Origin of the sequence: Enterobacter sp. 04-C-12-SI-ECC, assembly GCF_047530715.1 — a bacterium.
In the GTDB taxonomy this organism is placed as follows: Bacteria; Pseudomonadota; Gammaproteobacteria; order Enterobacterales; family Enterobacteriaceae; genus Enterobacter; species Enterobacter bugandensis.
In genome coordinates this window covers 38,144-61,712 of the sequence record NZ_JBLKDI010000004.1, presented here as the reverse complement: position 1 = coordinate 61,712, position 23,569 = coordinate 38,144, and the positions used below count along the sequence as shown (strand labels likewise).

At 56.4% G+C, this 23,569-nt stretch carries 29 protein-coding genes and 1 pseudogene; 26 read left to right on the top strand and 4 right to left on the bottom strand.

Going from position 1 to position 23,569, the window contains the following annotated elements; translation table 11 throughout:
• Genes lsrB through lsrG form a run of 3 tightly spaced genes read left to right on the top strand, consistent with a single transcriptional unit; the run spans position 1 to position 2,191 of the window.
• On the top strand, positions 1-1,002 hold the full coding sequence (lsrB, locus tag ACMWL8_RS08730; RefSeq protein WP_045260120.1) for an autoinducer 2 ABC transporter substrate-binding protein LsrB: 1,002 nt from the start codon (positions 1-3) through the stop codon (positions 1,000-1,002).
• 11 nt (positions 1,003-1,013) lie between these two features.
• Positions 1,014-1,901 (top strand): 3-hydroxy-5-phosphonooxypentane-2,4-dione thiolase, encoded by an 888-nt coding sequence (gene lsrF / locus ACMWL8_RS08725; protein ID WP_045260121.1) that lies wholly within the window; start codon positions 1,014-1,016, stop codon positions 1,899-1,901.
• A complete protein-coding gene (lsrG, locus tag ACMWL8_RS08720) occupies positions 1,898-2,191 on the top strand; it encodes a (4S)-4-hydroxy-5-phosphonooxypentane-2,3-dione isomerase (RefSeq protein ID WP_045260122.1) in 294 nt (97 codons plus the stop codon). Before lsrF ends, lsrG begins: the two co-directional genes overlap by 4 nt.
• Before the next feature lie 96 nt (positions 2,192-2,287).
• Here the strand turns inward: lsrG and ygjG are convergent, their stop codons facing one another.
• The gene (gene ygjG, locus ACMWL8_RS08715) at positions 2,288-3,667 is read right to left on the bottom strand and encodes a putrescine aminotransferase (protein ID WP_052682963.1); all 1,380 of its coding nucleotides are present in this window, start codon (positions 3,665-3,667) and stop codon (positions 2,288-2,290) included.
• A 435-nt stretch (positions 3,668-4,102) separates the two neighbouring features.
• Here ygjG and ACMWL8_RS08710 point away from each other — a divergent pair, with 435 nt between their 5' ends.
• Complete coding sequence (locus ACMWL8_RS08710) at positions 4,103-5,623, top strand: methyl-accepting chemotaxis protein (RefSeq protein WP_414751578.1); 1,521 nt, start codon at positions 4,103-4,105, stop codon at positions 5,621-5,623.
• 336 nt (positions 5,624-5,959) lie between these two features.
• A pseudogene (locus ACMWL8_RS08705) lies at positions 5,960-7,505 on the top strand (methyl-accepting chemotaxis protein).
• Here the strand turns inward: ACMWL8_RS08705 and ACMWL8_RS08700 are convergent.
• Positions 7,502-7,996, bottom strand: coding sequence for a PadR family transcriptional regulator (locus ACMWL8_RS08700; RefSeq protein ID WP_045260125.1), 495 nt, complete (start codon positions 7,994-7,996; stop codon positions 7,502-7,504). The pseudogene ACMWL8_RS08705 and the gene ACMWL8_RS08700 overlap by 4 nt on opposite strands.
• A 147-nt stretch (positions 7,997-8,143) precedes the next feature.
• On the opposite strand from ACMWL8_RS08700, the gene ACMWL8_RS08695 reads away from it, so the two are divergent.
• Positions 8,144-8,908: a siderophore-interacting protein gene (locus ACMWL8_RS08695; protein WP_045260126.1), complete on the top strand. Its 765-nt coding sequence runs from the start codon at positions 8,144-8,146 to the stop codon at positions 8,906-8,908.
• Here the strand turns inward: ACMWL8_RS08695 and ACMWL8_RS08690 are convergent, their stop codons facing one another.
• Positions 8,909-10,078 carry a DNA repair protein gene (locus tag ACMWL8_RS08690; RefSeq protein WP_045260127.1) on the bottom strand — a complete coding sequence of 390 codons (1,170 nt, stop codon included), beginning with the start codon at positions 10,076-10,078 and terminating at the stop codon, positions 8,909-8,911.
• 193 nt (positions 10,079-10,271) lie between these two features.
• A complete protein-coding gene (locus ACMWL8_RS08685) occupies positions 10,272-10,847 on the bottom strand; it encodes a phage repressor protein CI (RefSeq protein ID WP_041908019.1) in 576 nt (191 codons plus the stop codon).
• A 227-nt stretch (positions 10,848-11,074) separates the two neighbouring features.
• Between ACMWL8_RS08685 and ACMWL8_RS08680 the strand changes: the two genes are divergently transcribed.
• The 20 genes from ACMWL8_RS08680 (at position 11,075) to ACMWL8_RS08585 (ending at position 23,545) form a co-directional block, all read left to right on the top strand.
• Positions 11,075-11,413, top strand: coding sequence for a DUF5347 domain-containing protein (locus tag ACMWL8_RS08680; RefSeq protein WP_045260128.1), 339 nt, complete (start codon positions 11,075-11,077; stop codon positions 11,411-11,413).
• Between the two features lie 68 nt (positions 11,414-11,481).
• Entirely contained in the window at positions 11,482-11,709 is a 228-nt protein-coding gene (locus ACMWL8_RS08675; RefSeq protein ID WP_045260129.1) for a DUF2732 family protein, read from the top strand.
• On the top strand, positions 11,709-11,930 hold the full coding sequence (locus ACMWL8_RS08670; protein WP_041908022.1) for a TraR/DksA family transcriptional regulator: 222 nt from the start codon (positions 11,709-11,711) through the stop codon (positions 11,928-11,930). Before ACMWL8_RS08675 ends, ACMWL8_RS08670 begins: the two co-directional genes overlap by 1 nt.
• A 1-nt stretch (position 11,931) precedes the next feature.
• Positions 11,932-14,121 (top strand): replication endonuclease, encoded by a 2,190-nt coding sequence (locus ACMWL8_RS08665; RefSeq protein ID WP_045260130.1) that lies wholly within the window; start codon positions 11,932-11,934, stop codon positions 14,119-14,121.
• A gap of 109 nt (positions 14,122-14,230) precedes the next feature.
• Positions 14,231-14,671 carry a DinI-like family protein gene (locus tag ACMWL8_RS08660; protein ID WP_041908026.1) on the top strand — a complete coding sequence of 147 codons (441 nt, stop codon included), beginning with the start codon at positions 14,231-14,233 and terminating at the stop codon, positions 14,669-14,671.
• Positions 14,672-14,851: 180 nt separating this feature from the next.
• A complete protein-coding gene (locus ACMWL8_RS08655) occupies positions 14,852-15,055 on the top strand; it encodes a tail protein X (protein ID WP_042715252.1) in 204 nt (67 codons plus the stop codon).
• Complete coding sequence (locus ACMWL8_RS08650; RefSeq protein ID WP_045260131.1) at positions 15,046-15,267, top strand: HP1 family phage holin; 222 nt, start codon at positions 15,046-15,048, stop codon at positions 15,265-15,267. The genes ACMWL8_RS08655 and ACMWL8_RS08650 overlap by 10 nt, the downstream gene beginning before the upstream one ends.
• Positions 15,251-15,760, top strand: a complete 510-nt coding sequence (locus tag ACMWL8_RS08645) for a lysozyme (RefSeq protein WP_045260132.1) — start codon at positions 15,251-15,253, stop codon at positions 15,758-15,760. Before ACMWL8_RS08650 ends, ACMWL8_RS08645 begins: the two co-directional genes overlap by 17 nt.
• Positions 15,757-16,182: an Rz-like lysis system protein LysB gene (lysB, locus tag ACMWL8_RS08640; RefSeq protein WP_045260133.1), complete on the top strand. Its 426-nt coding sequence runs from the start codon at positions 15,757-15,759 to the stop codon at positions 16,180-16,182. The genes ACMWL8_RS08645 and lysB overlap by 4 nt, the downstream gene beginning before the upstream one ends.
• Positions 16,070-16,315: an Rz1-like lysis system protein LysC gene (gene lysC / locus ACMWL8_RS08635; protein ID WP_082071000.1), complete on the top strand. Its 246-nt coding sequence runs from the start codon at positions 16,070-16,072 to the stop codon at positions 16,313-16,315. The genes lysB and lysC overlap by 113 nt, the downstream gene beginning before the upstream one ends.
• Positions 16,278-16,745 carry a phage tail protein gene (locus tag ACMWL8_RS08630; protein WP_045260134.1) on the top strand — a complete coding sequence of 156 codons (468 nt, stop codon included), beginning with the start codon at positions 16,278-16,280 and terminating at the stop codon, positions 16,743-16,745. The genes lysC and ACMWL8_RS08630 overlap by 38 nt, the downstream gene beginning before the upstream one ends.
• A gap of 81 nt (positions 16,746-16,826) precedes the next feature.
• Complete coding sequence (locus tag ACMWL8_RS08625) at positions 16,827-17,468, top strand: phage baseplate assembly protein V (protein WP_041908037.1); 642 nt, start codon at positions 16,827-16,829, stop codon at positions 17,466-17,468.
• Complete coding sequence (locus ACMWL8_RS08620; protein WP_045260135.1) at positions 17,465-17,815, top strand: GPW/gp25 family protein; 351 nt, start codon at positions 17,465-17,467, stop codon at positions 17,813-17,815. The genes ACMWL8_RS08625 and ACMWL8_RS08620 overlap by 4 nt, the downstream gene beginning before the upstream one ends.
• 5 nt (positions 17,816-17,820) lie before the next feature.
• Positions 17,821-18,729 (top strand): baseplate assembly protein, encoded by a 909-nt coding sequence (locus ACMWL8_RS08615; RefSeq protein WP_045260136.1) that lies wholly within the window; start codon positions 17,821-17,823, stop codon positions 18,727-18,729.
• Entirely contained in the window at positions 18,722-19,252 is a 531-nt protein-coding gene (locus tag ACMWL8_RS08610) for a phage tail protein I (protein WP_045260137.1), read from the top strand. Before ACMWL8_RS08615 ends, ACMWL8_RS08610 begins: the two co-directional genes overlap by 8 nt.
• An 11-nt stretch (positions 19,253-19,263) precedes the next feature.
• Positions 19,264-20,826 (top strand): phage tail protein, encoded by a 1,563-nt coding sequence (locus tag ACMWL8_RS08605; protein WP_065366020.1) that lies wholly within the window; start codon positions 19,264-19,266, stop codon positions 20,824-20,826.
• Entirely contained in the window at positions 20,823-21,344 is a 522-nt protein-coding gene (locus ACMWL8_RS08600) for a tail fiber assembly protein (RefSeq protein WP_045260138.1), read from the top strand. The genes ACMWL8_RS08605 and ACMWL8_RS08600 overlap by 4 nt, the downstream gene beginning before the upstream one ends.
• Before the next feature lie 124 nt (positions 21,345-21,468).
• A complete protein-coding gene (locus ACMWL8_RS08595; RefSeq protein WP_045260139.1) occupies positions 21,469-22,656 on the top strand; it encodes a phage tail sheath protein in 1,188 nt (395 codons plus the stop codon).
• Between the two features lie 11 nt (positions 22,657-22,667).
• Entirely contained in the window at positions 22,668-23,186 is a 519-nt protein-coding gene (locus ACMWL8_RS08590; RefSeq protein WP_023309235.1) for a phage major tail tube protein, read from the top strand.
• Positions 23,187-23,242: 56 nt separating this feature from the next.
• A complete protein-coding gene (locus ACMWL8_RS08585) occupies positions 23,243-23,545 on the top strand; it encodes a phage tail assembly protein (protein ID WP_041908050.1) in 303 nt (100 codons plus the stop codon).
• Positions 23,546-23,569 lie beyond the last annotated feature (24 nt).

Here is a 23,569-nt window from a genome sequence, read left to right as displayed (position 1 = left end):
ATGAAAACAAAACTGCTCGTCCTGGCAATGGCCCTCAGCTTCGCTTCGGCGCAGGCGGCGGACCGCATTGCCTTTATCCCCAAGCTGGTGGGCGTGGGTTTCTTCACCAGCGGCGGCAACGGCGCGAAAGAGGCGGGGAAAGATCTTGGCGTGGACGTGACCTACGACGGCCCGACAGAGCCGAGCGTTTCCGGCCAGGTGCAGCTCATCAACAACTTCGTCAACCAAGGCTATAACGCCATTATCGTCTCCGCCGTGTCGCCGGATGGTCTCTGCCCGGCGCTGAAGCGCGCGATGCAGCGCGGCGTGAAGGTACTGACCTGGGATTCCGACACCAAACCGGAGTGCCGCAGCATTTATATCAACCAGGGGACGCCGGAACAGCTCGGCGGCCTGCTGGTGGAGATGGCGGGCAAACAGGTCACCAAGCCGAATGCCAAAGTGGCGTTCTTCTACTCCAGCCCAACCGTCACCGACCAGAACCAGTGGGTGAAAGAGGCGAAGGCCAAAATCGAGAAAGATCACCCCCAGTGGCAGGTCGTGACCACCCAGTTTGGCTATAACGACGCCACCAAATCTCTGCAGACCGCCGAGGGGATCTTAAAAGCGTATCCGGATCTGGACGCGATCATCGCGCCGGACGCCAACGCCCTGCCGGCGGCGGCGCAGGCGGCGGAAAACCTGAAGCGGGAAGGGGTGGCGATTGTCGGCTTCAGCACGCCGAACGTCATGCGTCCATACGTTGAGCGCGGGACGGTGAAAGCCTTCGGCCTGTGGGATGTCGTACAACAGGGCAAAATTGCGGTCAATGTCGCCGATCGTCTGCTGAAAAAGGGCGATCTTAACCCTGGCGACAGCGTGGACGTAAAAGGTATCGGCGCGCTGAAGGTGGAGCCGAACAGCGTGCAGGGCTATCAGTATGAGGCGAAGGGCAACGGCATCGTGCTGCTGCCGGAGCGGGTGGTGTTCACCAAAGAGAACATCAGCAAATACGATTTCTGACGGGGGAGCAAATGGCTGATTTAGACGACATCAAAGACGGCAAGGATTTTGGCATCGGCACGCCGCAGCAGAATGTGCCGTTCACGCTCAAGGGCTGCGGCTCGCTGGACTGGGGCATGCAGTCCCGCCTGGCGCGCATCTTTAACCCGAAGAGCAACCGCACGGTAATGCTGGCCTTTGACCACGGCTACTTTCAGGGGCCGACCACCGGCCTTGAGCGTATCGATCTCTCCATTGCGCCGCTGTTCGGTGAAACCGACGTGCTGATGTGTACCCGCGGCATTCTCAGGAGCCAGGTGCCCGCCGCGACAAACAAACCGGTGGTGCTGCGCGCCTCCGGCGGTAACTCCATTCTGGGGGAACTCTCGAACGAGTGCGTGGCGGTGGCGATGGAGGATGCCCTGCGCCTGAACGTCTGCGCGGTGGCGGCGCAGGTGTATATCGGAAGCGAGTTTGAGCATCAGTCTATCAACAACATCATCAAGCTTGTCGATGCAGGGGCACGCTACGGCATGCCAACGCTGGCGGTAACGGGCGTCGGCAAGGAGATGGCCCGCGACGCGCGCTACTTCTCGCTCGCCAGCCGCATCGCCGCCGAAATGGGGGCGCAGTTCGTCAAAACCTACTACGTGGACGAGGGCTTTGAAAAAGTGACCGCCAGCTGCCCGGTGCCTATTGTGATCGCCGGGGGCAAAAAGCTGCCGGAGCTCGAGGCGCTGGAGATGTGCTGGCGGGCGATTGATCAGGGGGCGTCCGGCGTGGACATGGGACGCAATATCTTCCAGTCCAGCGCGCCGCTCGCCATGCTGAAAGCGGTGAAAAAAGTGGTTCACGAGAACGTGAGCGCCCGGGAGGCGTTCCAGTTCTGGCAGGAAGAGAAACAGGGAGAAGCAAAATGAACGTGACGCTGGTTGAGATTAACATCAAGCCCGAGCGGGTGGACGAGTTTCTGGAGGTGTTTCGCGCCAACCACGAGGGGTCCATCAGGGAGCCGGGAAACCTGCGCTTTGACGTGTTGCAGGACCCGAGGGTGAAAACCCGGTTCTTTATCTACGAGGCCTACAAAGACGAAGCGGCGGTGCTGGCGCATAAGCAAACCCCGCACTATCTGGCGTGCGTGGACAAGCTTGAGGAGCTGATGTCGGAGCCGCGTAAGAAACGCAGTTTTGTGGGGCTGTTGCCGGAGTAGCGGATTTGCCCGGTGGCGCTAACGCTTACCGGGCCTGCGGGTACGGGGTTGTGTTGATTTTTTAGGCCGGGTAAGCGTAGCGCCACCCGGCGTATTTCACGCTTCCTCCACGCTCACTCGCAGCGCCGCCAGCGCCTTGCGCGCCGCTTTCAGCACCTGCTCACACTGCTCAATCGTCAGCGTCAGCGGTGGCTCAATGCGGATGGTTTTCGAGTTGTTGAGCGTGCCGGCTACCAGCACCCGCTGGCGAAACATCTCGCTCGCGAAGCTGTAGCCGATTTCATTGTCGACAAACTCGATTGCCATCAGCATCCCTTTGCCGCGCGCTTCCTGTACCAGGTCCGGATATTCCCGGCCCAGCTGGCGGAAGCCGTCCAGCAGCATGTCGCCTTTCTGCTCCGCCTGCGCGGGCAGGTTTTGCTCCAGCAGCACGTTGATGGTGGCCAGCGCCGCCGCACAGGCCAGCGGGTTACCGCCAAAGGTGGTGGTGTGCAGGAACGGATTGTCGAACAGCACCGAGAAAACCTCTTCGGTAGCTACCGTCGCGCCAATCGGCATCACGCCGCCGCCCAACGCTTTCGCCAGGCACAGAATGTCCGGCTGAACGTTCTCGTGCTCGCAGGCAAACATCCTACCGGTGCGCCCCATCCCGGTCTGCACTTCGTCGAGGATCAGCAGCGCGCCAAACTCATCGCACAGCTGACGCACGGCGGGCAGGTAGCCTTGTGGAGGCAAAATCACGCCGCCTTCACCCTGAATCGGCTCGAGGATCACCGCCGCCACGTCATCGCCGGTTTTACGGCATTCGCTCAGCACGGTGCGCATGGCGTTAATGTCGCCGAACGGCACGTGGCGGAAGCCCGGCAGCAGCGGCATAAACGGTTTGCGGAAGGTGGATTTGGCGGTCGCAGACAGTGCCCCCAGGGATTTCCCGTGGAACGCGCCGCTGGTGGCGATAAAGGTGAATTTCCCGCGTGGCGACTGGTACGCCTTGGCGAGCTTGATCGCCGCCTCGACCGACTCGGTGCCGCTGTTGCTGAAGAAGCTGTATTTCAGCTTGCCGGGCGTTAAGGCCGCCAGCGTTTTCGCGAGCATGGCGCGAAGCGGGTCGAGCAGTTCCTGACTATGGAGAGGTTGTTTCGCAAGTTGATTCTGTACGGCGGAAACCACTACTGGATTACGGTGCCCCACGTTAAAGATACCGAAACCACCCAGGCAATCTATAAACTCCTGTCCCTGGGTGTCGACAAGCGTGTTGAGACTTCCCGCTTGCCACTCTACGGCTCCGTAATCCCCGCCGGCGGTAACAGATTTGCGATACTCCAGAAAACCAGGATTCACATGCTCTTTAAAGTAATCAATGACCTCTCGGTTAAGTTGTTTCATCTCCTCATGATCGAGCGTTCGCTTCTCAATGAGATTCAGTGCGTGCGCGGTACAGGCAAGAGCCGAGGCGCTGGAAGGTAACCTGTTCAAAATATGCTCCCGGGGATCGCGTATCACATGATACTGAGTTAAGTATTGCAGGGATTACGCCACTTCAGATGACTTAACGAAAATCGGGATAAACGCCAGGTTAAAATTATGTTGCGCAATATTTAATCATGCCGGAGCAATCGAAACGGGATTTAGGGGTACAGGGCAACCCGCATTCTCAGGTGCACAAAAAGGCAATTGCACTAAAGGAGTGCATGGCTTGCGGCTTAAGTGGGCGTTAACAGGTCATGCTTTATAGGTAATTTCTTTACGAAAGTATTTGGAATCAATGAATTATAAAATCTCACAAAAAGTGCGGTTTAAGTGAAATCTGCGATCTCCATCAAGTTTAACAACTAAAGATAAATTGTTTACCGCCGAAAAAACAATAAACCACAAAATTAACATTCGAATAACCTGCAAGGAATGCCCGTCATGTCTTCACCTTCCTGTGTTACCCAGAATAATTATCCTCTGGACGATGACACCACCTTAATGTCGACCACCGACGTCCACAGCTATATGACCCATGCAAACGACACCTTTGTGCAGGTGAGCGGCTATCAGCTTGATGAGCTGATGGGCCAGCCGCACAATCTGGTGCGCCATCCCGACATGCCAAAAGCGGCGTTTGCCGATATGTGGTACACCCTGCAGCAGGGTGAGCCGTGGAGCGGCATTGTCAAAAACCGACGTAAGAATGGCGATCATTACTGGGTGCGCGCGAATGCGGTACCGATGGTGCGGAATGGGCAGGTGACGGGATATATGTCGATCCGCACCAAAGCCACGGAGGAAGAGATCGCTGCCGTAGAGCCGCTCTACCGGGCGCTGAATAACGGGAGCTGTAAAAAACGCATCCAAAAAGGACTGGTGGTGCGTAAGGGCTGGTTGGGTAAACTTCCTTCCATGCCGCTACGCTGGCGCGTACGCAGCGTGATGGCGGCGCTCTTTGCCGCGCTTGCCGCTGCCCTGGTGACCACCTCCGCAGGCTGGGTGCCGCTCGCCGCGGCCGCCATGGTAACGCTGCTGGGAACGCTGCTGTTTGAGCAACAGATTGTCCGCCCGATCGAAAACGTCGCGCATCAGGCGCTGAAGGTGGCGACCGGCGAGCGCAACAGCGTGCAGCATCTGAACCGCAGCGACGAGCTGGGGCTGACCCTGCGCGCGGTAGGACAGCTGGGGCTGATGTGCCGCTGGCTCATCAATGACGTCTCAAGCCAGGTGATGAGCGTCCGTGACGGCAGCGACAGGCTGGCGCAGGGGAACGAAGCGCTGAACGATCGTACGCGTCAGACCGTGGCGAACGTGCAGCAGACCGTCGCAACGATGAACCAGATGGCCGCTTCCGTTCAGAGCAACTCAGAAACCGCCGCCGAAGTGGACAAACTCTCCGTCGCCACGAGCAGCGCGGCGACGAAAGGCGGCAACGCGATGCAGACCGTGGTGAAAACGATGGATGACATCGCCGATAGCACGCAGCGCATCGGCTCGATTACCTCCCTGATTAACGACATCGCTTTCCAGACCAATATCCTGGCGCTGAATGCGGCCGTTGAAGCGGCAAGAGCCGGCGAGCAGGGGAAAGGCTTTGCCGTGGTCGCGGGGGAAGTTCGCCACCTTGCCAGCCGCAGCGCGAATGCGGCTAACGATATCCGCAAGCTGATTGATGCCAGCGCCAGCAGGGTACAGTCCGGCTCGGAGCAGGTGCACGCCGCAGGCCGCACGATGGATGACATTGTCGAGCAGGTGAAAAACGTCACGCAGCTCATCGCGCAGATCAGCCACTCGACGTCCGAACAGGCGACCGGGCTGTCAGAGCTAACCCGCGCGGTGGCGGAACTGGACAGCATTACGCAAAAAAATGCCGACCTGGTCGAGGAGAGCGCGCACATCTCTGCCATGGTGAAACACCGCGCCGGGCGTCTTAAGGATGCGGTGACGGTGCTCCATTGAGCCAGTAATGTTCCGGAAAAGTCGTTTATACCGTAAGGAATAAACGGCTTTTTTATTTGTGGTTGTGACTATTAATGTTTTTTATTGTTAATGAGATATTAAATAACTAAAGAAAGTGTCTCAGTTATTTATCCCTGCCTAAGTCAGTTTTCCCCGATGCTATTTTGCAAAACCCTGTTCTGGTGGTCTGGTAACGATCGATGGGGCGGAATTAATAGCCTCTACCTATCCATTGTGATGGTTATGAAATAAAAAAACGATCAAAGTCATAAAGTTAGCGGATTCGTTACCGATAACAGCGATCGTCTGAGAAATAATCACATCGATGGAGAAAATATGTTCTTACATGACGTAAAGATCGGCACGAAATTATTTCTGGCGTTTGGATTCTTTATTGTCCTGATGGTGATCAGCGCCAGTATGTCTTTACTGAGCCTGAACCGGGCTAACAACGGGATGCAATCCATCATTACCCATGATTATCCCACCACGGTAAAAGCGAACCAGTTAATCGACAACTTCCAGGAATTTATTAGCACTCAGCAGCTCATGCTGCTGGATGAACAGGGAACGTACACGGCACAGTCGCAGCAGCATCTTAAAGAGATCAGCGAGCATATCACGGTGATTTTGGGCGAGCTGAATACGGTGTTGCAGGACCCGAAATCGCAGCAGGTCCTTGCCGAGATCCGCGACGTGCGTCAGCAATATCTGGACTCGCGCTATCGCATTTTGCAGGCGGTGCAGAATAATGACCGTGCGGGTGCTATCCAGGAGATGATGACCCATACCCTCACCGTGCAGCAGGCCTATAAAGCTAAAGTGCAGGAGCTGATTGCGATTCAGAACCATGAGATGCAGAGCGCGGGGGCGCAGGTGGAAGGAGACTTCAGGTCCAGCCGACTGCTGCTGATCCTGATCACCCTCTTTAGCGTCGCCGCTGGCAGCCTGATTGGCTGGTTTATCGTGCGCGCTATTACCCGCCCACTCGGCGAGGCGGTGAATTTTGCCAATGCCATTTCAGAGGGCGACCTGACGGGCAGCATCACGCCGCACGGCAAAGACGAAACGGGCCTATTGCTGCACGCGCTGATGGAGATGAAAAACCGCCTGCTGGATATTGTGCAGCAGGTGCAAACGGGCTCGGAGAATATCTCCAGCGCAGCCGCGCAGATTGTCGCCGGTAACCAGGATCTTGCCGCGCGCACTGAGGAGCAGGCAAGTTCCGTTGAACAGACCGCCGCCTCGATGGAGCAGATCACCGCGACGGTGAAAAACACCGCCTCGCACACCGGGGAAGCGACTAATCTCTCTGCAGATGCCGCCACGGTGGTCAAAAACAACGGGGAGATGATGAAGCAGGTGACCAGCAAAATGCGCCTGATTAACGAGACGTCGAACCGGATGTCCGACATTATCGACCTGATCGACGCCATTGCGTTCCAGACCAACATTCTGGCGCTCAACGCAGCGGTGGAAGCCGCCCGTGCCGGTGAGCACGGTCGCGGCGGGGGAAGTGCGCCAGCTTGCCCAGAAGAGCGCGTCGTCTGCCAGTGAAATTCGCGAGCTGATCGAGAGCTCCACCAGCCAGACCCAGGACGGGATGAATCTGGTGGAAAAAGCGAGCGCGTTGATCAACGGCATGGTCGGCAACGTGGAGGAGATGGACACGATCCTGCGCGAGATCCGCCAGGCCAGCCACGAGCAGACGGAGGGGATCTCGCAGATCAACAGCGCGATTGGCCTGATTGATGCCACCACCCAGCAGAACTCTGCGCTGGTGGAGGAGTCCGTCGCGGCGGCGGCATCCCTTAACGAGCAGGCGATGCACCTGAAAGAGCTGGTACGCGTATTCCGAGTGAGCGAGCACGCGCCGGCTTAATCCAGCTGGGAGATCTCCAGCGCCGCGCGGTCGATTATGCCAATAATCTGCTTGAGCTGCGCGTCGCTGAGCTCTCCCTGATTTACCTTCAGGTCTAACACCGCTTTAAAATTATTCAGCGCCCGCTTCATCTGCGGGTTTTTGCGCAGTTCAAAGCCGACGCTGCGCGCCTTAATACGCACCTGGATCTGTTCCAGCTGTTCCCGGTTTTCGTCCAGCCAGCGTTGTCCTTCAGCGGTAATCGCAATCTTCTTACGACCGCTCTCTTCTTCCGTAATGGTGATAAAGGTTTGATCCTGCAGGTAATCCAGCGTCGGGTAGATCACGCCGGGGCTCGGCGTGTAGTTCCCCTGGGTCAGGTTCTCGATCTCTTTGATCAGCTCATAGCCGTGGCTGGCGCTGCGGGTCAGGATATCCAGAATCACCAGTCGCAGGTCGCCGTGGCCGAAAAAGCGCGGTCGGCGTCCACCGCCGTCGTGTTCATGTCGCATGTTATGTCTCTTAATTTGATATATCTAAACTATATCTAAGATATATTCAGATGCAATCTAAAAAATCTTGCTTTTTTACTGATTAGTAATCATTATCATTTAAAAATCAATTCCGATATATCGTATTCATCAGATAAGAGGCTAAAAATGGCATCTACCCGTTACCCACAGCGCGTGCGTAATGACCTGCGCTTTCGCGAGCTGACGGTGCGCCGCGTTGAGCGCGTTAGCGCAGGCTTTCAGCGCATTGTTTTAGGCGGCGAGGCGCTGGAGGGCTTTAGCTCCCGCGGCTTCGACGACCACACCAAAGTCTTTTTCCCTGCACCTGGCACCACGTTTGTCCCGCCGAAGGTCACCGATGAAGGCATCGACTGGGGCGACGGCGTACGTCCACAGGCGCGCGACTATACGCCGCTGTACGATGAGGCAAATCATGAGCTGACGCTCGATTTCTTCATTCATGACGGCGGGATTGCCAGCGGCTGGGCAGTCGAGGCGAAGGTGGGCGACAGGTTGACGATCGGCGGTCCGCGCGGTTCGCTGGTAGTGCCGGAGGATTACGCCTGGCAGCTGTACGTGTGCGACGAGTCCGGCATGCCGGCGCTGCGTCGACGTTTAGAGAGCGTTGCTAAACTGCCGGTTTGTCCGGAGATTCACGCGGTGGTGACCGTAGGTGACGAATCTTATAAGGACTATCTGGCGCACCTGAGTGATTACAACATCACCTGGGCGGTGGGCCACAGCGAGCAGGCGGTGGCTGACCGTCTGGCGGCGCTGGCCATGCCGGAGGAGGATTACTTTATCTGGCTGACCGGAGAAGGGAAGGTGGTGAAACGCCTGAGCCGTCAGTTTGAAACCGACGCGATTGACCCACAGCTGGTGCGTGCCAGCGCATACTGGCACGCTAAATAATCAGGCTGCCGAATCCATCTGCGCTTCGTTAACCTGGTGTTCGAGCGAGGCGCATACCTCTTTTAGCGCTTTCTCCTGCTGAGCAAAGTACGCTTCCATATTGCTCAGCGACGAGACCAGCAGCCAGGATTCCTCTTTTTCCAGCTCCGCCAGCTCGTTCACTAAGGTGTCGATTTGCTCGCGGACCTGCGCCATTTTTTTGCGGATACGCTCCAGATCGTTCAGCCTGTCGCTCGCCATCAATGGCTCGAACCCCTGGTGCAGGCGGGCCACCAGCGAACGAATGGCTTTCACGTCGCCGCGCTGCTTCGCCTGGTTGAGCTGCACCATCATGTTGTTGGCTTCTTCTTTCAGATCGTCCGCCACCAGATCCGGATGGCAGAGCTTGCTCGCCTGCCGCCAGAGGCGCTTGAGTTCGTTCTGATCTTCTTCCGAGAGATGCTTGCCCTTGCGCAGCCGCACTTCGGCATCGTGATGCTGTTCGCGATACTTCTCGTACTCTTCGTTGGCCTCGTCGCGCGCCTGACGCGCGGGCTCTTCTTCGCGCGTTAAGCCGCTTTCCAGTTCGAGCGCTTCGGCCAGCAGGTTGGCAATCAGATTGCTTTGCTGCTCCAGATGCTTACGCGCCTGAGCGGCCTGGACGGAGTCAGCCGGGAGATCGCGCCAGCGCTGGGTAAGCGTCGCCAGCACCTCCACCGCCTGCGCCATATAGCGCTGACAGCGGCGATAATCCTCCTCGCGACGACGTGCCTCCGCCTGCTGACGACGCAGGTTCAGCTCCGCCAGCGTTTTACGCAGGGCGAGGATCTGCTGCATCAGCGGTCCGAGGCGGGAGAAATAGAGATCGTTGAACTCATCAAGCTGCTGCACGCGCGCGTTGCGGCGGTCAATCAGATCGCGCAGACGCTCTTCCAGCGCCTTCAGCTCCAGCTTGCTGGCGGCTACCTGTGGGTCACGCCACTGGGTCACGGCGCGTTGGCCCTGCAGCCAGGCGGTTATGGCCGCCATGGCCGAGGTATAGTTCTTTTCCTCAAGCGCCACGACGATTGCCTGTAGCTCATCGTCAAACGCTTCATTTTTCAGGCGTGTCAGCTGGCTCTGGATGATGTCGTCATCTTCCAGTTCAATGGCATTTTTAATGATTTCTAGCCGTTTGATCGGTGTGCTCATGATGCCTTTCGCTTTGGCGCTTAAGTATTTGAGTTAAGGGTAGTTGTTGTAAAAGCTACAGGAAATAATACACACGGATGATGATCGGCGCGATGGGGGATTTCTTTAGATTTGCACTTTGTGAGGTATGAGATATGAGCAGGAAAGCGAATACGCAAAATGGCTTCGTTTTCACTGTTTCCTGCTCTGTCCCTTAAATAACCTCGCTGTAGATCCCCACCACGCGACCCACCGTTTTTATCTCGTTGATACCGCACTCAAATGGAACTTTACCGCCCGCTACGTGAAGTTTTTTGCCCGGTAACAGCGTTAAGTCGCGGATGCTGGCGGTGCCTTCAATCTCGACCAGCCAAAGGCCGTCGGTTAAAGACGCCTCTTTTTCGATAAAGTGAAGCTTTCCCTCCGCCCGAACAGCGATGCCGCGAGCCAGCGGTTTGCTAAAGAAACTGGCATCGATGCTCAAAATGGTATTTTCTTCCAGCTTACCATCACTGAGTGTGAATGCCGAAACTGAAACCGGATCGCCCGATGCGGGGTTACCTTCAAACTGCGCACCTTGCCCGGTCATCAGCCAGCGCAGGCTGGCACCGGTGTCCAGCGCGCACTGAACCGCGAAGTCGTAAGAGATGGTACCGCGCGCGTAGCGGTTCTGAAGCGAGCTGGCGGCGATATTAAAGTGCCGGGCCAGCTGGATTTTCTGCGTGAAACCATATACCTGACAGATTCTATCGAGTAACTCTTCATTATTCACTTGAGAATCCAGTATCAAAATATATTCCTTTGGGTGTTTACTAATACTCAATTGGGTATTAATATCATTGCATATTCGAGCAATCAGCGGCAGAAGTTGGCAAACAGAGGCTAATGATTGCAGACATTATCAAAATGGGAATTTTGCAGCATGGTTTGTGAAATCGCAATCATCAAACGGCGGAAAATGCCGTGCTATGAGCGTTTTCAGCACATTAGCGTGCGTGAATTTATGCGAGGGGAGATATGGCGATAGAAGCTGCCCATGCAAAGGTTCCTCTTAGCGTGGGAGCACGTCTTAACGGGCTTAACCACGTCGCTGAACTGCGCGCCCGATACGGGAGCGATAGCGGAAAAGAGCTGGCACGGTTTATGGCCGAGCTGCGCGATAAGCGCGATCCCTGTTTTGAGGAGAACAGCAGGGCGCTGGCCGCCATCTTTTTCCTGGCGAGATTACCCGTCGCCCGTCATGAGTGCGATATCAGCGAGCTGACGACCGAAGAGAAACGGGCGCTAATTAACGCCATGAATCATTTTCGTGCCGTTGTGAGTTTATTTCCTGAACGGCTGACCATGCCGATATAACCCAACCAAAAACCTAATGGCGTAAACCCGCCGGGCAGCCTATTGCCTGAAATTAAGGAGAACGCGTGATGCGAAACAGTGAAAACCGTCCATATCCGATCGGAAGTGAAGAACTGAAACGCCTGCTGATGGAGGCTAAAACTGAGGAACGATGCGCGCGAGCCCTCGCGGTCTCCCTGCGCCTGGAGGTGCTGGCGAGCCATATCTACAAAACCGGCATGAGCGGAGAGGACGTTGCCGAACTGCTCTGCCACGAGGCAGCCCGCTACGAGCGTGAATCACAGGAGCTGCACTGATGGCCGATTTTATCGATCTTGCGCAGGCGCGCGAGCAGGAAGACCGAGAGCGCCACATTAACAGCGCCCGCAGGCGACCCGCATCGCCTTCGCGTTTTCTGTGCGAGGACTGCGATGCGCCGATACCTGAGGCGCGTCGAAAGGCGGTACCTGGAGTGGCCTTGTGCATCACATGCCAGGAGATCGCGGAGATGAAAAATAAACACGTCCGGGGAGGATGAGTTGGCGACGTCATTTGCTTATCCGTGGAACGCTCCACGGTCGGCCATTGCCAGCCCTTACCTCACGCACACCCAACAGCAGCGTCGCGATCGCCTCTTCGCGGCGCTGCAGCAGGCAAGAATTGCCCTCTCACAGCAGCCTGACTGCGTGCGCTTCGAGGTCTGGCGCACGATTGACGCCCTCGAGCAGCATCAGGGCAGCCTGAAGGCTAATGCTTTCTCGATCCGCTTCTGCAAAAGGATGTTGCCCCGCCTGCGTCTGGTCTCTGAACGCTATGCCTGCAAGGGCCTGCACAATACGGTCTCCAGGGCCGTGTTTAATGACCATTTCGACACCCAGATTCTGCAATACCTCGCTTCGAGGATGGTTGAGCTGGTTACGCGCTATAACCGTCTTCCGGATATGTCCCGCGCGGACATCGACCTGCTGGCCGCAGATATCGCCAGCTTTATTCGCGGCGAGCTGGCGAATATTAACGATGCTGAGATGGGCGAATACCGGACGCTTTACGTCTGGTACCAGCGCGCCGGACTGATCGCCCGGCAGTTCAACGTTTCGCCTCCCCACTGGGAACGGGTGTCAAAGACGTTTTTCAACAAAGATGACGTTGCCTCGGCGGTGATCCGCATGTTTTCCGAGGTGTGGTGGCGCAGGCGCCTGCGCCGTATCGCGGCGGCCTGGCGCGAGCATTTGCAGATTGCCCTCGGCAACGTCAGCAAAAAGAGAACGGCGTATGCGAGCAGGCGCTGCGTGACCGAGTGGCGCGAGCAGAAGCGCCGCACCCGCGAATTTCTCAAGGGCATGGAGCTTGAAGATGAAGAGGGCAACCGCATCAGCCTGATTGAAAAATACGATACCTCGGTGTCTAACCCGGCGATACGCCGCTGTGAACTGATGACCCGCATCCGCGGGTTTGAAAATATCTGTGAGGCGCTGGGCTACGTGGGCGAGTTCTATACCTTAACCGCGCCCGCGCAGTATCACGCGACCGTGAAATCGGGCTACCCCAACGCTAAGTGGAACGGGGCCAGCCCGGCGGATACGCAAGGCTACTTTACCCGTCTCTGGGCACGTATCCGGGCAAAACTCCACCGGGACGGGCGACGTATTTTTGGTATCCGCGTTGCGGAACCCCATCACGACGGTACGCCCCACTGGCACATGCTGATGTTTATGCTGCCGGAAGATGTTGACTGCGTTCGCCAGATTATCGGGGATTACGCGCGGCAGGAGGATGCTGTTGAGCTGCAGAGCGAAAGTGCCATAAGAGCGCGCTTTCACGCGGAAGCGATCGATCCTAAGAAAGGCAGTGCTACCGGTTACATAGCCAAATACATCTCAAAGAATATCGACGGCTATGCGCTCGATGGCGAGACCGATAACGAAAGCGGCGGGCTTCTGAAGGAGACGGCGTCCGCCGTTTCGGCCTGGGCGGGACGCTGGCACATTCGTCAGTTTCAGTTCATCGGCGGCGCGCCGGTAACGGTCTACCGCGAGCTGCGACGTATGGCGGATACTGAGGCCGCGCGCGGCTTGAGCGTTGAGTTTGCCGCCGTCCATGATGCCGCCGACGCCGGTGACTGGGCGGGTTACGTTACTGCGCAGGGAGGGCCGTTTGTCCGTCGCGATGATTTACAGGTGCGCACGCTGTATGGACCGCGCGCCGGGTTTAACCAGTACGGCGAGGAAACGGTCCGTATTCGTGGCGTGTACGACTCCGCCGTCGGCGCGGGCAGCCCGATTGTCACCCGGCTCACCCAGTGGAAAATTGTGCCGAAGAGGGCCTCGGAAATTAAGAATGCGCCTGAGCCCTCTCGGAGTTCTGTCAATAACTGTACGCAGGACGATCTGTCTCAGCCCCTAAGCCGGCGTGCGAGACGGGCATTAACCGAACGCATCAAATTCATCCGCCCCGGCGCTACGTCGCCCATCGTTTTCGCGAGCGACCCGCAGAACGGGGTACCAGAGAAGGTGATTGACGAGATACGGCTCGCCACCGGGATAGCCATCAGCCGGGGCGAGGCCCTGCATCTTATGGCCGGAGGCGTTAGCCGTTTTAACGACAAATGGTGCAGGGGCGCAGCTGACGGAACGCTATTTCCTGCAGCGTGTTCTTATCAGGAAAAGGCGCGGAAAATCCTTGAACGTATTGGGTATTTAACGGATCTGTTAACCAGTCGAGTACGCTAATCTTTATCGATATCATGTACATACCGTTAAAGGTTCTGATTTTTCGCTTCACTCTTTTTATGAATACATGCTACTGTATGTTTATACAGTATCTCGTGGTGGAGGTTGTGTGGACAGAGAGTTGAACGAGCAGGTCATGATTGAACGAGTCGAGATGATTGCTCGGCTGACGACAGAAGGAACGTGTCAGGAAAGAGATCGTGAGATTGCCCTGAATTTGATTGCTGAGATTGCGCGGGGAAATTTAATCAAGAACAACGCCTTTACCGTTGTTTTCTCGGCATCGCCTGTTCCGGAACGAATCAAAAAAGAGAGTAACGTTCGGGTGAACATTACTCTCGATAAAGATCGGCTGGCTGGCCAGTCCGTCGCCGAAGCCTTTCAGTGCGAACTGACCCGCAGAATAGGGTCCCTGTTTCCGTCAACGAGGGTGACCGTGAGAGTAGGCTCGGTGACGGGGGTAGAGCTCCAGGGGCTTGAAAAAGAGGCCGATCGCGAGGCGCTGGACACTATTCTCCGGGAAGTCTGGGAAGACGAGAGCTGGCGCTAAACCCGGTTTTGTTACCCGGACCGAACACCCTCATTAGATTTTTACGTTCCCATTGAACCGCGCTTCGCTTCCCTCGGATGGTTTGTTGTGTCCGCGAGCGTCCATCCGTCAGCGATAGCGAAAAGCCTGCTGGCCCGGGAAACTCTTCAGTACCTGGAAACCGGATGTTGGGAGCGACTGATGAAGATCTATGCAATGCAGGGGGACACGCTTGATGCCGTTTGCGCCCGCTTTTATGGGCGCACGGCTGGCGTCGTTGAAGCCGTTCTGAAGGCCAACTCTGGCCTCGCGGAGTTAGGGGTTATCTTGCCTCACGGCACGCCGGTAGAGATGCCGGAGGTGGATAGCGCCCCCACAAAAGAATCCGTAAACCTATGGGACTGAGCCTGGAGAAAATCACCACGTTTATCGCCTACTGGCTGGCCGTGGCGCTGGCCTGGTTCGGGGCGATGTCTCCTGACAAAGTCGCGCTGTACGTGGGAAGTCTTTGCGCCATTTTTACCGCGCTGACGAATTACTGGTTTAAGCGAAAAACCTGGCGCTATCTCAAATCTCTTGGCCTCGATAAGAAGAGCATTCGTGAACTCAATCATTAAGCGTTGCAGCGTCGCCGGCGTGCTGGCCCTGGCGGTGCTGATGCCTGATTTTCGGTTACTGAAAACGTCTCCGGAGGGGCTGGCGTTGATTGCCGATCTTGAAGGATGCCGCCTCTCGCCCTACCGGTGTAGTGCCGGGGTGTGGACGTCAGGCATTGGCCACACGGCAAACGTTGTGCCCACGCGGGACATTACCGAACGCGAGGCCGCGGCAAACCTGGTCGCTGACGTGCTCAACGTGGAGCGGCGGCTGGCGGCGTGCGCGCCGGTGGAGATGCCGCCTCGGGTCTACGACGCGCTGGTGAGCTTCACGTTTAATGTCGGCGCAGGCGCTGCCTGCCGTTCGACGCTGGTGTCCTTTATCAAGCGTAAACAGTGGTCGCAGGCGTGCGAGCAGCTTACCCGCTGGGTGTACGTCAACGGCGTTAAAAATACCGGGCTCGAAAATCGCCGTGTCCGCGAGAAGGTATGGTGCACGAAGGGGTTGCCATGAGAGCCCTCATGCTGGCGCTGGCCGGGCTGCTGGCCATCACGCTGTGGCTCCGTCATGACAACCTGACCCTGTCCCGTTCTTTAGCTACGGCTAACCGGGTCGCCAGCGAGCAAAAAAATGCCCTCGCCACGCTTAACCATCAGCTGTCCCTGTCGCAACGGATTGCCCGATCAAACGAAAACGCCCAGGTCAGGCTCCGTGAGGCGCTTGTCACTGCGGGTGAGGAGAGCGCGAAACGGGAAGCGACTATCGGGAGATTACTTAATGAAAATGAAGTGTTACGCCGCTGGTATAACGCTCGGCTGCCTGATGCTGTCCGCAGGTTGCACACCCGCACCGCCTGCGCCTCCGCAGCCCATTGTTTACCACGCCTGCCCGAAGGTGAGCCTCTGCCCGATGCCGGGCAGCGAACCCGCCACTAACGGCGATCTCAGCGCGGATATTCGCAGGCTTGAGTATGCCCTTATCGCCTGCGCGCTGCAGGTTGGAACCATTAAAAACTGTCAGGATAAATTCGATGCACAAACTCAAGAGCCTGCGCCAGGCATTAATTGACGCGATCCCCCAACTGAACGCCAGCCCGGAACGCCTGCAGATCTCGGTCGGAAGCGGGCATATTGACGCCCGCCTGGCCTCCTCGCTCTCCTTTGAAAAACACTATCAACTGAATGCAAAGGTCAGCGGTTTCACCGGCGACAGCGAGGGATTGTTCGTTCCCGTGCTGGCCTGGCTTCGGGAAAACCAGCCGGACATTTTTACCCTTGATGAAGGCCGTAAAAACGGATGTTCCTTCACGATCGTCTTAAACGATGACGATACGATGGATATCAGCATCAGTTTGCAATTAACCGAGCGCATGCTTGTTGCACAGGATCAGAGCGCTCTGCACGTGACGTATTCCCCGGAGCCGCCGCTGCCGGAGCCCGTCACGCGTCCGACGTCGTTGTACATCAACGGTGAGCTGGTCAGCCAGTGGGAGGCGTAATTTCCCCCGCGCCGTGTTGTTTCATCCCGCATAAAACCCCGTCTCGTTGCTGCCGTTCCTCCTGAACGGCATTCTCTTCTCATGAATACATTAACTTCCATGAACGGTATCGCTCGCGCGATCCGCAATCTGATTCGTATCGGTGTTGTGACCGAGGTTGACCTCAACAGAGGGCTTTGTCGTGTCCAGACCGGCGGGATGAAAACTACCTGGCTGAACTGGCTAACCTGTCGTGCGGGACGTTCACGCGTCTGGTGGGCGCCTTCCGAGGGCGAGCAGGTGCTGCTGCTGGCCATCGGAGGCGAGCTTGATACCGCCTTTGTGCTGCCCGGCATTTTCTCGGACGACCATCCGGCCCCGTCCGGGTCGTCTGACGCGCTCCATGTATCGTTCCCTGACGGCGCGGTGATCGAGTACGAACCCGAACGCGGGGCGCTGACGGTTACTGGCATTAAAACGGCCGACATTACCGCCTCGGAATCGCTGACCGCCACCGTGCCGGAGGTGCGGGTGACGTCAACTTCCCGCATCACGCTGGATACGCCTGAAGTGGTGTGTACCAACAAGTTAATTACCGCCTCTCTTGAAGTGCAGCAGGGCGGTGTGATGGCCGGAAATATTGAGCATTCCGGCGGTAAATTCACCTCCAACGGGGTGCAGGTGGACAACCACGCGCACGGCAGCGTGCAAAGCGGCGGAAGCTGGACTAAGGGGACACAATGACGGTGCGATACAGGGGAATGAACAGGCAGACCGGGCTGAGCATTTCAGAGGCTGAACACATCCGGCAGAGCGTGCGCGACATTCTAGTCACGCCGATTGGCTCGCGGGTTATGCGCCGGGACTACGGCTCGCTGCTGGCGGCGATGATCGACAGGCCGCAGAACCCGGCGCTGCGCCTGCAAATCATGTCCGCTTGCTATTCCGCCATCCAGAAATGGGAGCCGCGGATAAGCCTGACGGCCATCACTTTCGAGCGTTCGGAGAACGACGGGACGCTGTATGTTGATATCACCGGCACGCGCCCGACCTCCGGACAATCCTTTTCTATCACCATTTCACTGAGTTAAACGCTATGGCTATTGTTGATCTGAGCCAGCTCGCCGCGCCTGATGTCGTGGAGGAGGTGGATTATGAAACGCTGTTGGCAGAACGAAAGGCCACCTTTGTCTCGCTCTATCCGGAAGAGGAGCGAGAGGCGATTGCACGGACGCTGACCCTGGAATCCGAGCCGATTGTGAAGCTGCTGCAGGAGAATGCCTACCGGGAAGTCATGTGGCGTCAGCGGGTTAACGAGGCCGCGCGTGCGGTCATGTTAGCCTATGCAGCGGGCAGCGATCTGGAGCAGATTGGGGCAAACGCTAATCTTGCGCGTCTGGTGATCGCCCCTGCCGACGACACCACGTTCCCACCCACGCCGGCTGTGATGGAGTCCGATACCGATTTTCGTCTGCGCATCCAGCAGGCGCCGGAAGGGCTGAGCGTGGCCGGTTCGACGGGCGCGTACCAGTTCCATGGCCGCAGTGCCGATGGCCGGGTAGCGGACATCTCCGTCATCAGTCCGCAGCCGGCGAACGTCACGATTTCCGTACTCTCCCGGGAGAATAACGGCATAGCGTCTGAAGAGCTGATCGCTATTGTTCGTAACGCCCTAAACGATGAAGACATCAGGCCGGTTGCCGACCGCGTTACCGTCCAGTCGGCCAAAATAGTTGATTACAGCATCGAAGCATCGCTTTTCCTTTTTCCCGGCCCCGAAAGCGAGCCGGTACTCAACGCGGCAAGAACCCGGTTACAGGCCTATATCACGGCTCAGCATCGTCTTGGACGCGATATTCGCAAGTCCGCCATTTATGCCGCTCTTCACGTAGAAGGGGTGCAGCGGGTGGAACTGACCGCACCCGCGGCTGACATCGTGCTTGATGAAACCCAGGCCTCATGGTGCAGCCACTACAGCGTAACCGTGGGAGGGAACGATGAGTAACACCCGCCTTTTACCGGTTGGCTCATCGCCCCTTGAGGTCGCGGCAGCGCGCGCCTGTGCGGACATCGAAAATACGCCCGTTCCGCTGCGCCACCTCTGGAATGTGGATACCTGCCCGGCGAATTTGCTGCCGTGGCTGGCATGGGCATTTTCGGTTGACCGCTGGGACGAGAGCTGGCCGGAAGCCACCAAGCGGGACGTGATCCGCGCGGCGTGGTTTATCCATGCCCACAAAGGGACGATTGGCGCCGTGCGTCGCGTGGTGGAGCCGCTTGGCTATCTGATTAACATCACCGAGTGGTGGGAAACCAACGATCCGCCCGGCACTTTCCGCCTTGATATTGGCGTGCTGGACACCGGTATTAACGAGGAAATGTATTACGAAATGGAGAGGCTGGTTGCTGATGCAAAGCCTGCCAGCCGCCACCTTATTGGCCTGAATATCATCCAGGACATTCCGGGTTATCTCTATACCGGCGCCTTGGGCTATGACGGCGACATCATCACGGTTTATCCCGAATAAGTGAGAGCACAATGACAGTGAAATATAAAACGGTTATCACCAAAGCCGGTGCCGAAAAACTGGCTGCAGCGACCGTCCCGAACGGCAAGAAAGTGAATTTTACGGCGATGGCGGTGGGTGACGGTGGGGGCACGTTGCCGGTGCCTGATGCCGGGCAGACGAAGCTGGTTAATGAAGTCTGGCGCCACGCGCTTAATAAAATCAGCCAGGATAACAAGCATCAAAATTATGTGATCGCGGAGCTGCTCATTCCGCCTGAAACCGGTGGTTTCTGGATGCGAGAAATGGGCCTCTATGATGACACGGGGACACTGATTGCCGTTGGGAACATGGCAGAAAGCTATAAGCCGTTGTTGGCGGAAGGATCCGGACGTGCGCAGACCGTGCGTATGGTCATCATGGTAAGCGACATTGAGTCAGTCGAACTCTCGATAGATACGTCTACGGTAATGGCGACCCAGGAGTACGTTGATGAGAAGCTTGAAGAACATGAGCAGTCTCGTCGCCATCCTGATGCAACGCTAACGGCTAAAGGGTTTACTCAGCTTAGTAGTGCGACTGATAGCTCCTCAGAAGTGCTGGCGGCGACGCCGAAAGCGGTTAAGGCTGCTAACGATAATGCTAATGGCCGTGTGCCATCAGGAAGAAAGGTTAACGGACATATTCTGACGGAAGATATCAGTATCACCGCCCAGGATATTTTTAATACTCAGGCTGTGGAAATAGGTAATGCTGCTGATCTGAATGCCTATACCACACCGGGACTGTATTATCAGCCCTCAAACGCGCAGGCGCAAACCGGGAAAAACTATCCTGAGGCTGTTGCCGGGGCGCTTGAGATTTTTAAACACGCAGGTATTACGCAGGTTTACCGGATATACGTTGGATCTCGTTCATATATCCGTACGCTGTACAGCGGTATGTGGTCACCATGGACAAAACAGTATGATACCGTAAATAAACCCACCCCTGACGAGGTTGGCGCGGTATCAGCGAATGGCGGAGGTTATAACGGCACATTCAGGTTTAGAAGTGTGGGCACGCTGCCATCTGAAAGAAACACAGCGACACTTGTAAGTGCTCAGCCTGGTGTGGGTGGGATTGTCTCTGGCGCGGTGTTTGAATGGTATGACAATTCAATGGCTATCGGTCTGACGAGAGGGGGAGGAACCGACGTTACCGGCTTCGCTATTTTGATGAATAATCATCTTCTGGCAACAGTTGCTCCTGATGGAGCGATTGCGAATAGTGGAAATATCTATTCAGGGCAAGGTGTATTTGAATCTGGTGGCAGAGTACGAGTTTACTCATCAAACAATCCACCCCCTCAGCAGGATTTAAGCCCTTATGCACGACAGGACTGGACACTGCAATACTTTGTCCGGGATGTTGCCATGGGTGCGGAGGGAGCATTTACGATTGTAAAAAATGCCTGGCAGCGTGTGCCTCCTGGATGTGCTATGACAGGCTACAACTTTGAAGGTGATAACCCCGGTGGCGATACCATTTTCTATCGCCCAATTCAGAAGTACATGTCTAATATCGGATGGATTACTGTAGGTCATACAGCATGATTACCCTTAAAAATTTCGTTCAATATGAACCAAAATACAAAGAGTTTTTGTTTAATGCTATATTTCTTCAGTCAGATGAGGGGCTTGACTGGTATTATCATATGTCACGATTTCAGCCTGAAACACTGAAAATTTGCTACGACAAAAATAATATTATTCGCTCTTTTAGTAATGATGCTGATCGCCTTTTTCCTCTGGGGATGTCAGTTTCAGAAGTTGATCCAACAGACGTGCCTGAAGGGCTGAATATACACGGTGAGTGGGTATGGAATGGCACTAAAATTATTCCACGCCAGTTGACCCGGGAGGAATTAATTCAACAGGCGGAAACCAGAAGAGGTGAATTGCTTGCCGAAGCTTCGGATGTTATTGCCCCCCTCCAGGATGCTTTCGAGCTCGGCATTGCAACAAACGAGGAAGCAGCCACGTTGTTACTCTGGAAGCGCTACCGGGTGACGCTAAACCGGCTGGATTTCAGTACTGCCCCTGATATCGACTGGCCCGAACGCCCTGCCTGACCCCAAGCCCTCCCTCCGGAGGGCTTTTCGTTTGTTGTGTAATCCTTTCCCCAACCCCAATACGTCGCATCAATCGCGCGCTCCACAGACAATAGCCTCACCACTAAACGAAGGAGTTAACCGGATGGGCGACTATCACCACGGCGTGGAAGTTATCGAAATCAACGATGGCACCCGCACCATTTCCACCGTCTCGACGGCAATCATCGGCATGGTCTGTACGGCCAGCGATGCTGACGACAAGACATTTCCTTTAAACGAGCCCGTGCTCATTACCAACGTACAAACTGCGATTGCGAAAGCCGGCAAGGCGGGGACGCTGTCCGCTTCTCTGCAGGCGATCGCCGACCAGTGTAAACCGGTTGTCGTGGTTGTTCGCGTGGCTGAAGGCACTGCAGAGACCCCGGAAGAGGCCCGCAAACAGACCGTTTCCAACATCATCGGTACCACTGATGAAAACGGTAAATACACCGGTCTGAAGGCGCTTCTTACGGCGAAAACGGTGACCGGCGTTAAGCCACGCATTCTCGGCATACCGGGGCTGGACTCTCAGGAAGTGGCGACCGCTCTGGCCGCCACGTGCCAGAGCCTGCGCGCGTTTGGCTATGTCAGCGCATGGGGGTGCAAAACCATTTCTGAGGCGATCAACTACCGCAAAAACTTTAGCCAGCGCGAGCTGATGGTTATCCACCCTGATTTTCTGGCGTGGGATACCACTACGAATGCGACGACAATGGCCTGGGCGACCGCCCGAGCGCTTGGCCTGCGTGCCAAAATCGATCAGACAATGGGCTGGCATAAAACCCTGTCAAACGTTGGCGTTAACGGCGTCACTGGCGTAAGCGCTTCGGTCTCCTGGGATCTGCAGGAACAGGCCACCGACGCGAACCTGCTTAACCAGGCTGGCGTCACCACGCTGATTCGCAACGACGGCTTCAAATTCTGGGGTAACCGCACCTGTTCAGACGATCCATTATTCGTCTTTGAAAACTACACCCGTACCGCGCAGGTGCTGGCCGATACCATGGCGGAAGCGCACGCGTGGGCGATGGATAAACCCATCACGCCAACGCTTATCCGCGACATCGTCTCCGGTATTAATGCCAAGTTCCGCGAGCTGAAAACCAACGGCTATATCGTCGACGGCTCCTGCTGGTATGACCCTGAGTCGAACGACGCATCAACCCTGAAAGCGGGGAAACTGTATATCGATTATGACTACACCCCTGTCCCGCCGCTGGAAAATCTGACCCTGCGCCAGCGCATCACCGATACCTATCTGGCAGACCTGTCAGATTCGGTTAATAGCTAAGGAGCTGAAGCATGGCGTTACCACGCAAACTGAAATATCTGAATATGTTCAACGATGGCCTGAGCTACATGGGCGTTGTTGAGTCCGTCACCTTGCCGAAGCTTACCCGCAAGCTGGAGAAGTATCGCGGCGGCGGTATGCCCGGCTCGGTCTCTGTCGATCTCGGCCTGGACGATGATGCCCTGGCGCTGGAGTGGACCGTTGGCGGTCTGCCGGACGCCGCGCTGTGGGCGCAGTATGCCTCTCCGGGCGCGGACAGCGTGCCGCTGCGCTTTACCGGCTCTTATCAGCGCGATGACACCGGCGAAATTTCCGCCGTCGAAATCGTCATGCGCGGTCGTCATAAAGAGTTTGATGGCGGTGAAAACAAGCAGGGCGAGAGCGGCACCACCAAAATGTCCACCGAGTGCGCCTACTACCAGCTGACCATTGATGGCAAAGAGATCATCGAAATCGACATCATCAACATGGTGCTGAAAGTCGATGGCGTCGATCGCCTGGCAGAACACCGTAAGGCCATCGGCCTGTAACCCTTTAACCGGCCGGGATCGCCGGCCGGTAAGTTAACTTTGTGAAGAGTAACGAAATGGAAAATACCAACGAGATCGCCATGAACGAAAATCCACATATCGTCACGCTTGATAGCCCCGTTCAGCGCGGTGAGCAAAAAATTGAAAAGGTGACCGTTTCAAAACCGAATGCAGGGACCCTGCGAGGGGTATCGCTGGCGTCGCTGGCGCAATCTGACGTAGATGCGCTGATCAAGGTGCTGCCGCGAATGACCTCGCCAGCCCTGACCGAGCACGAGGTTGCGCGCCTGGATGCCTGCGATCTGCTCTCTTTTGCAGGCAAGGTGATCGGTTTTTTGTCACCGGCTTCGGCTCGCTGAAATTTCCTGAAAATCTGTCGGTCG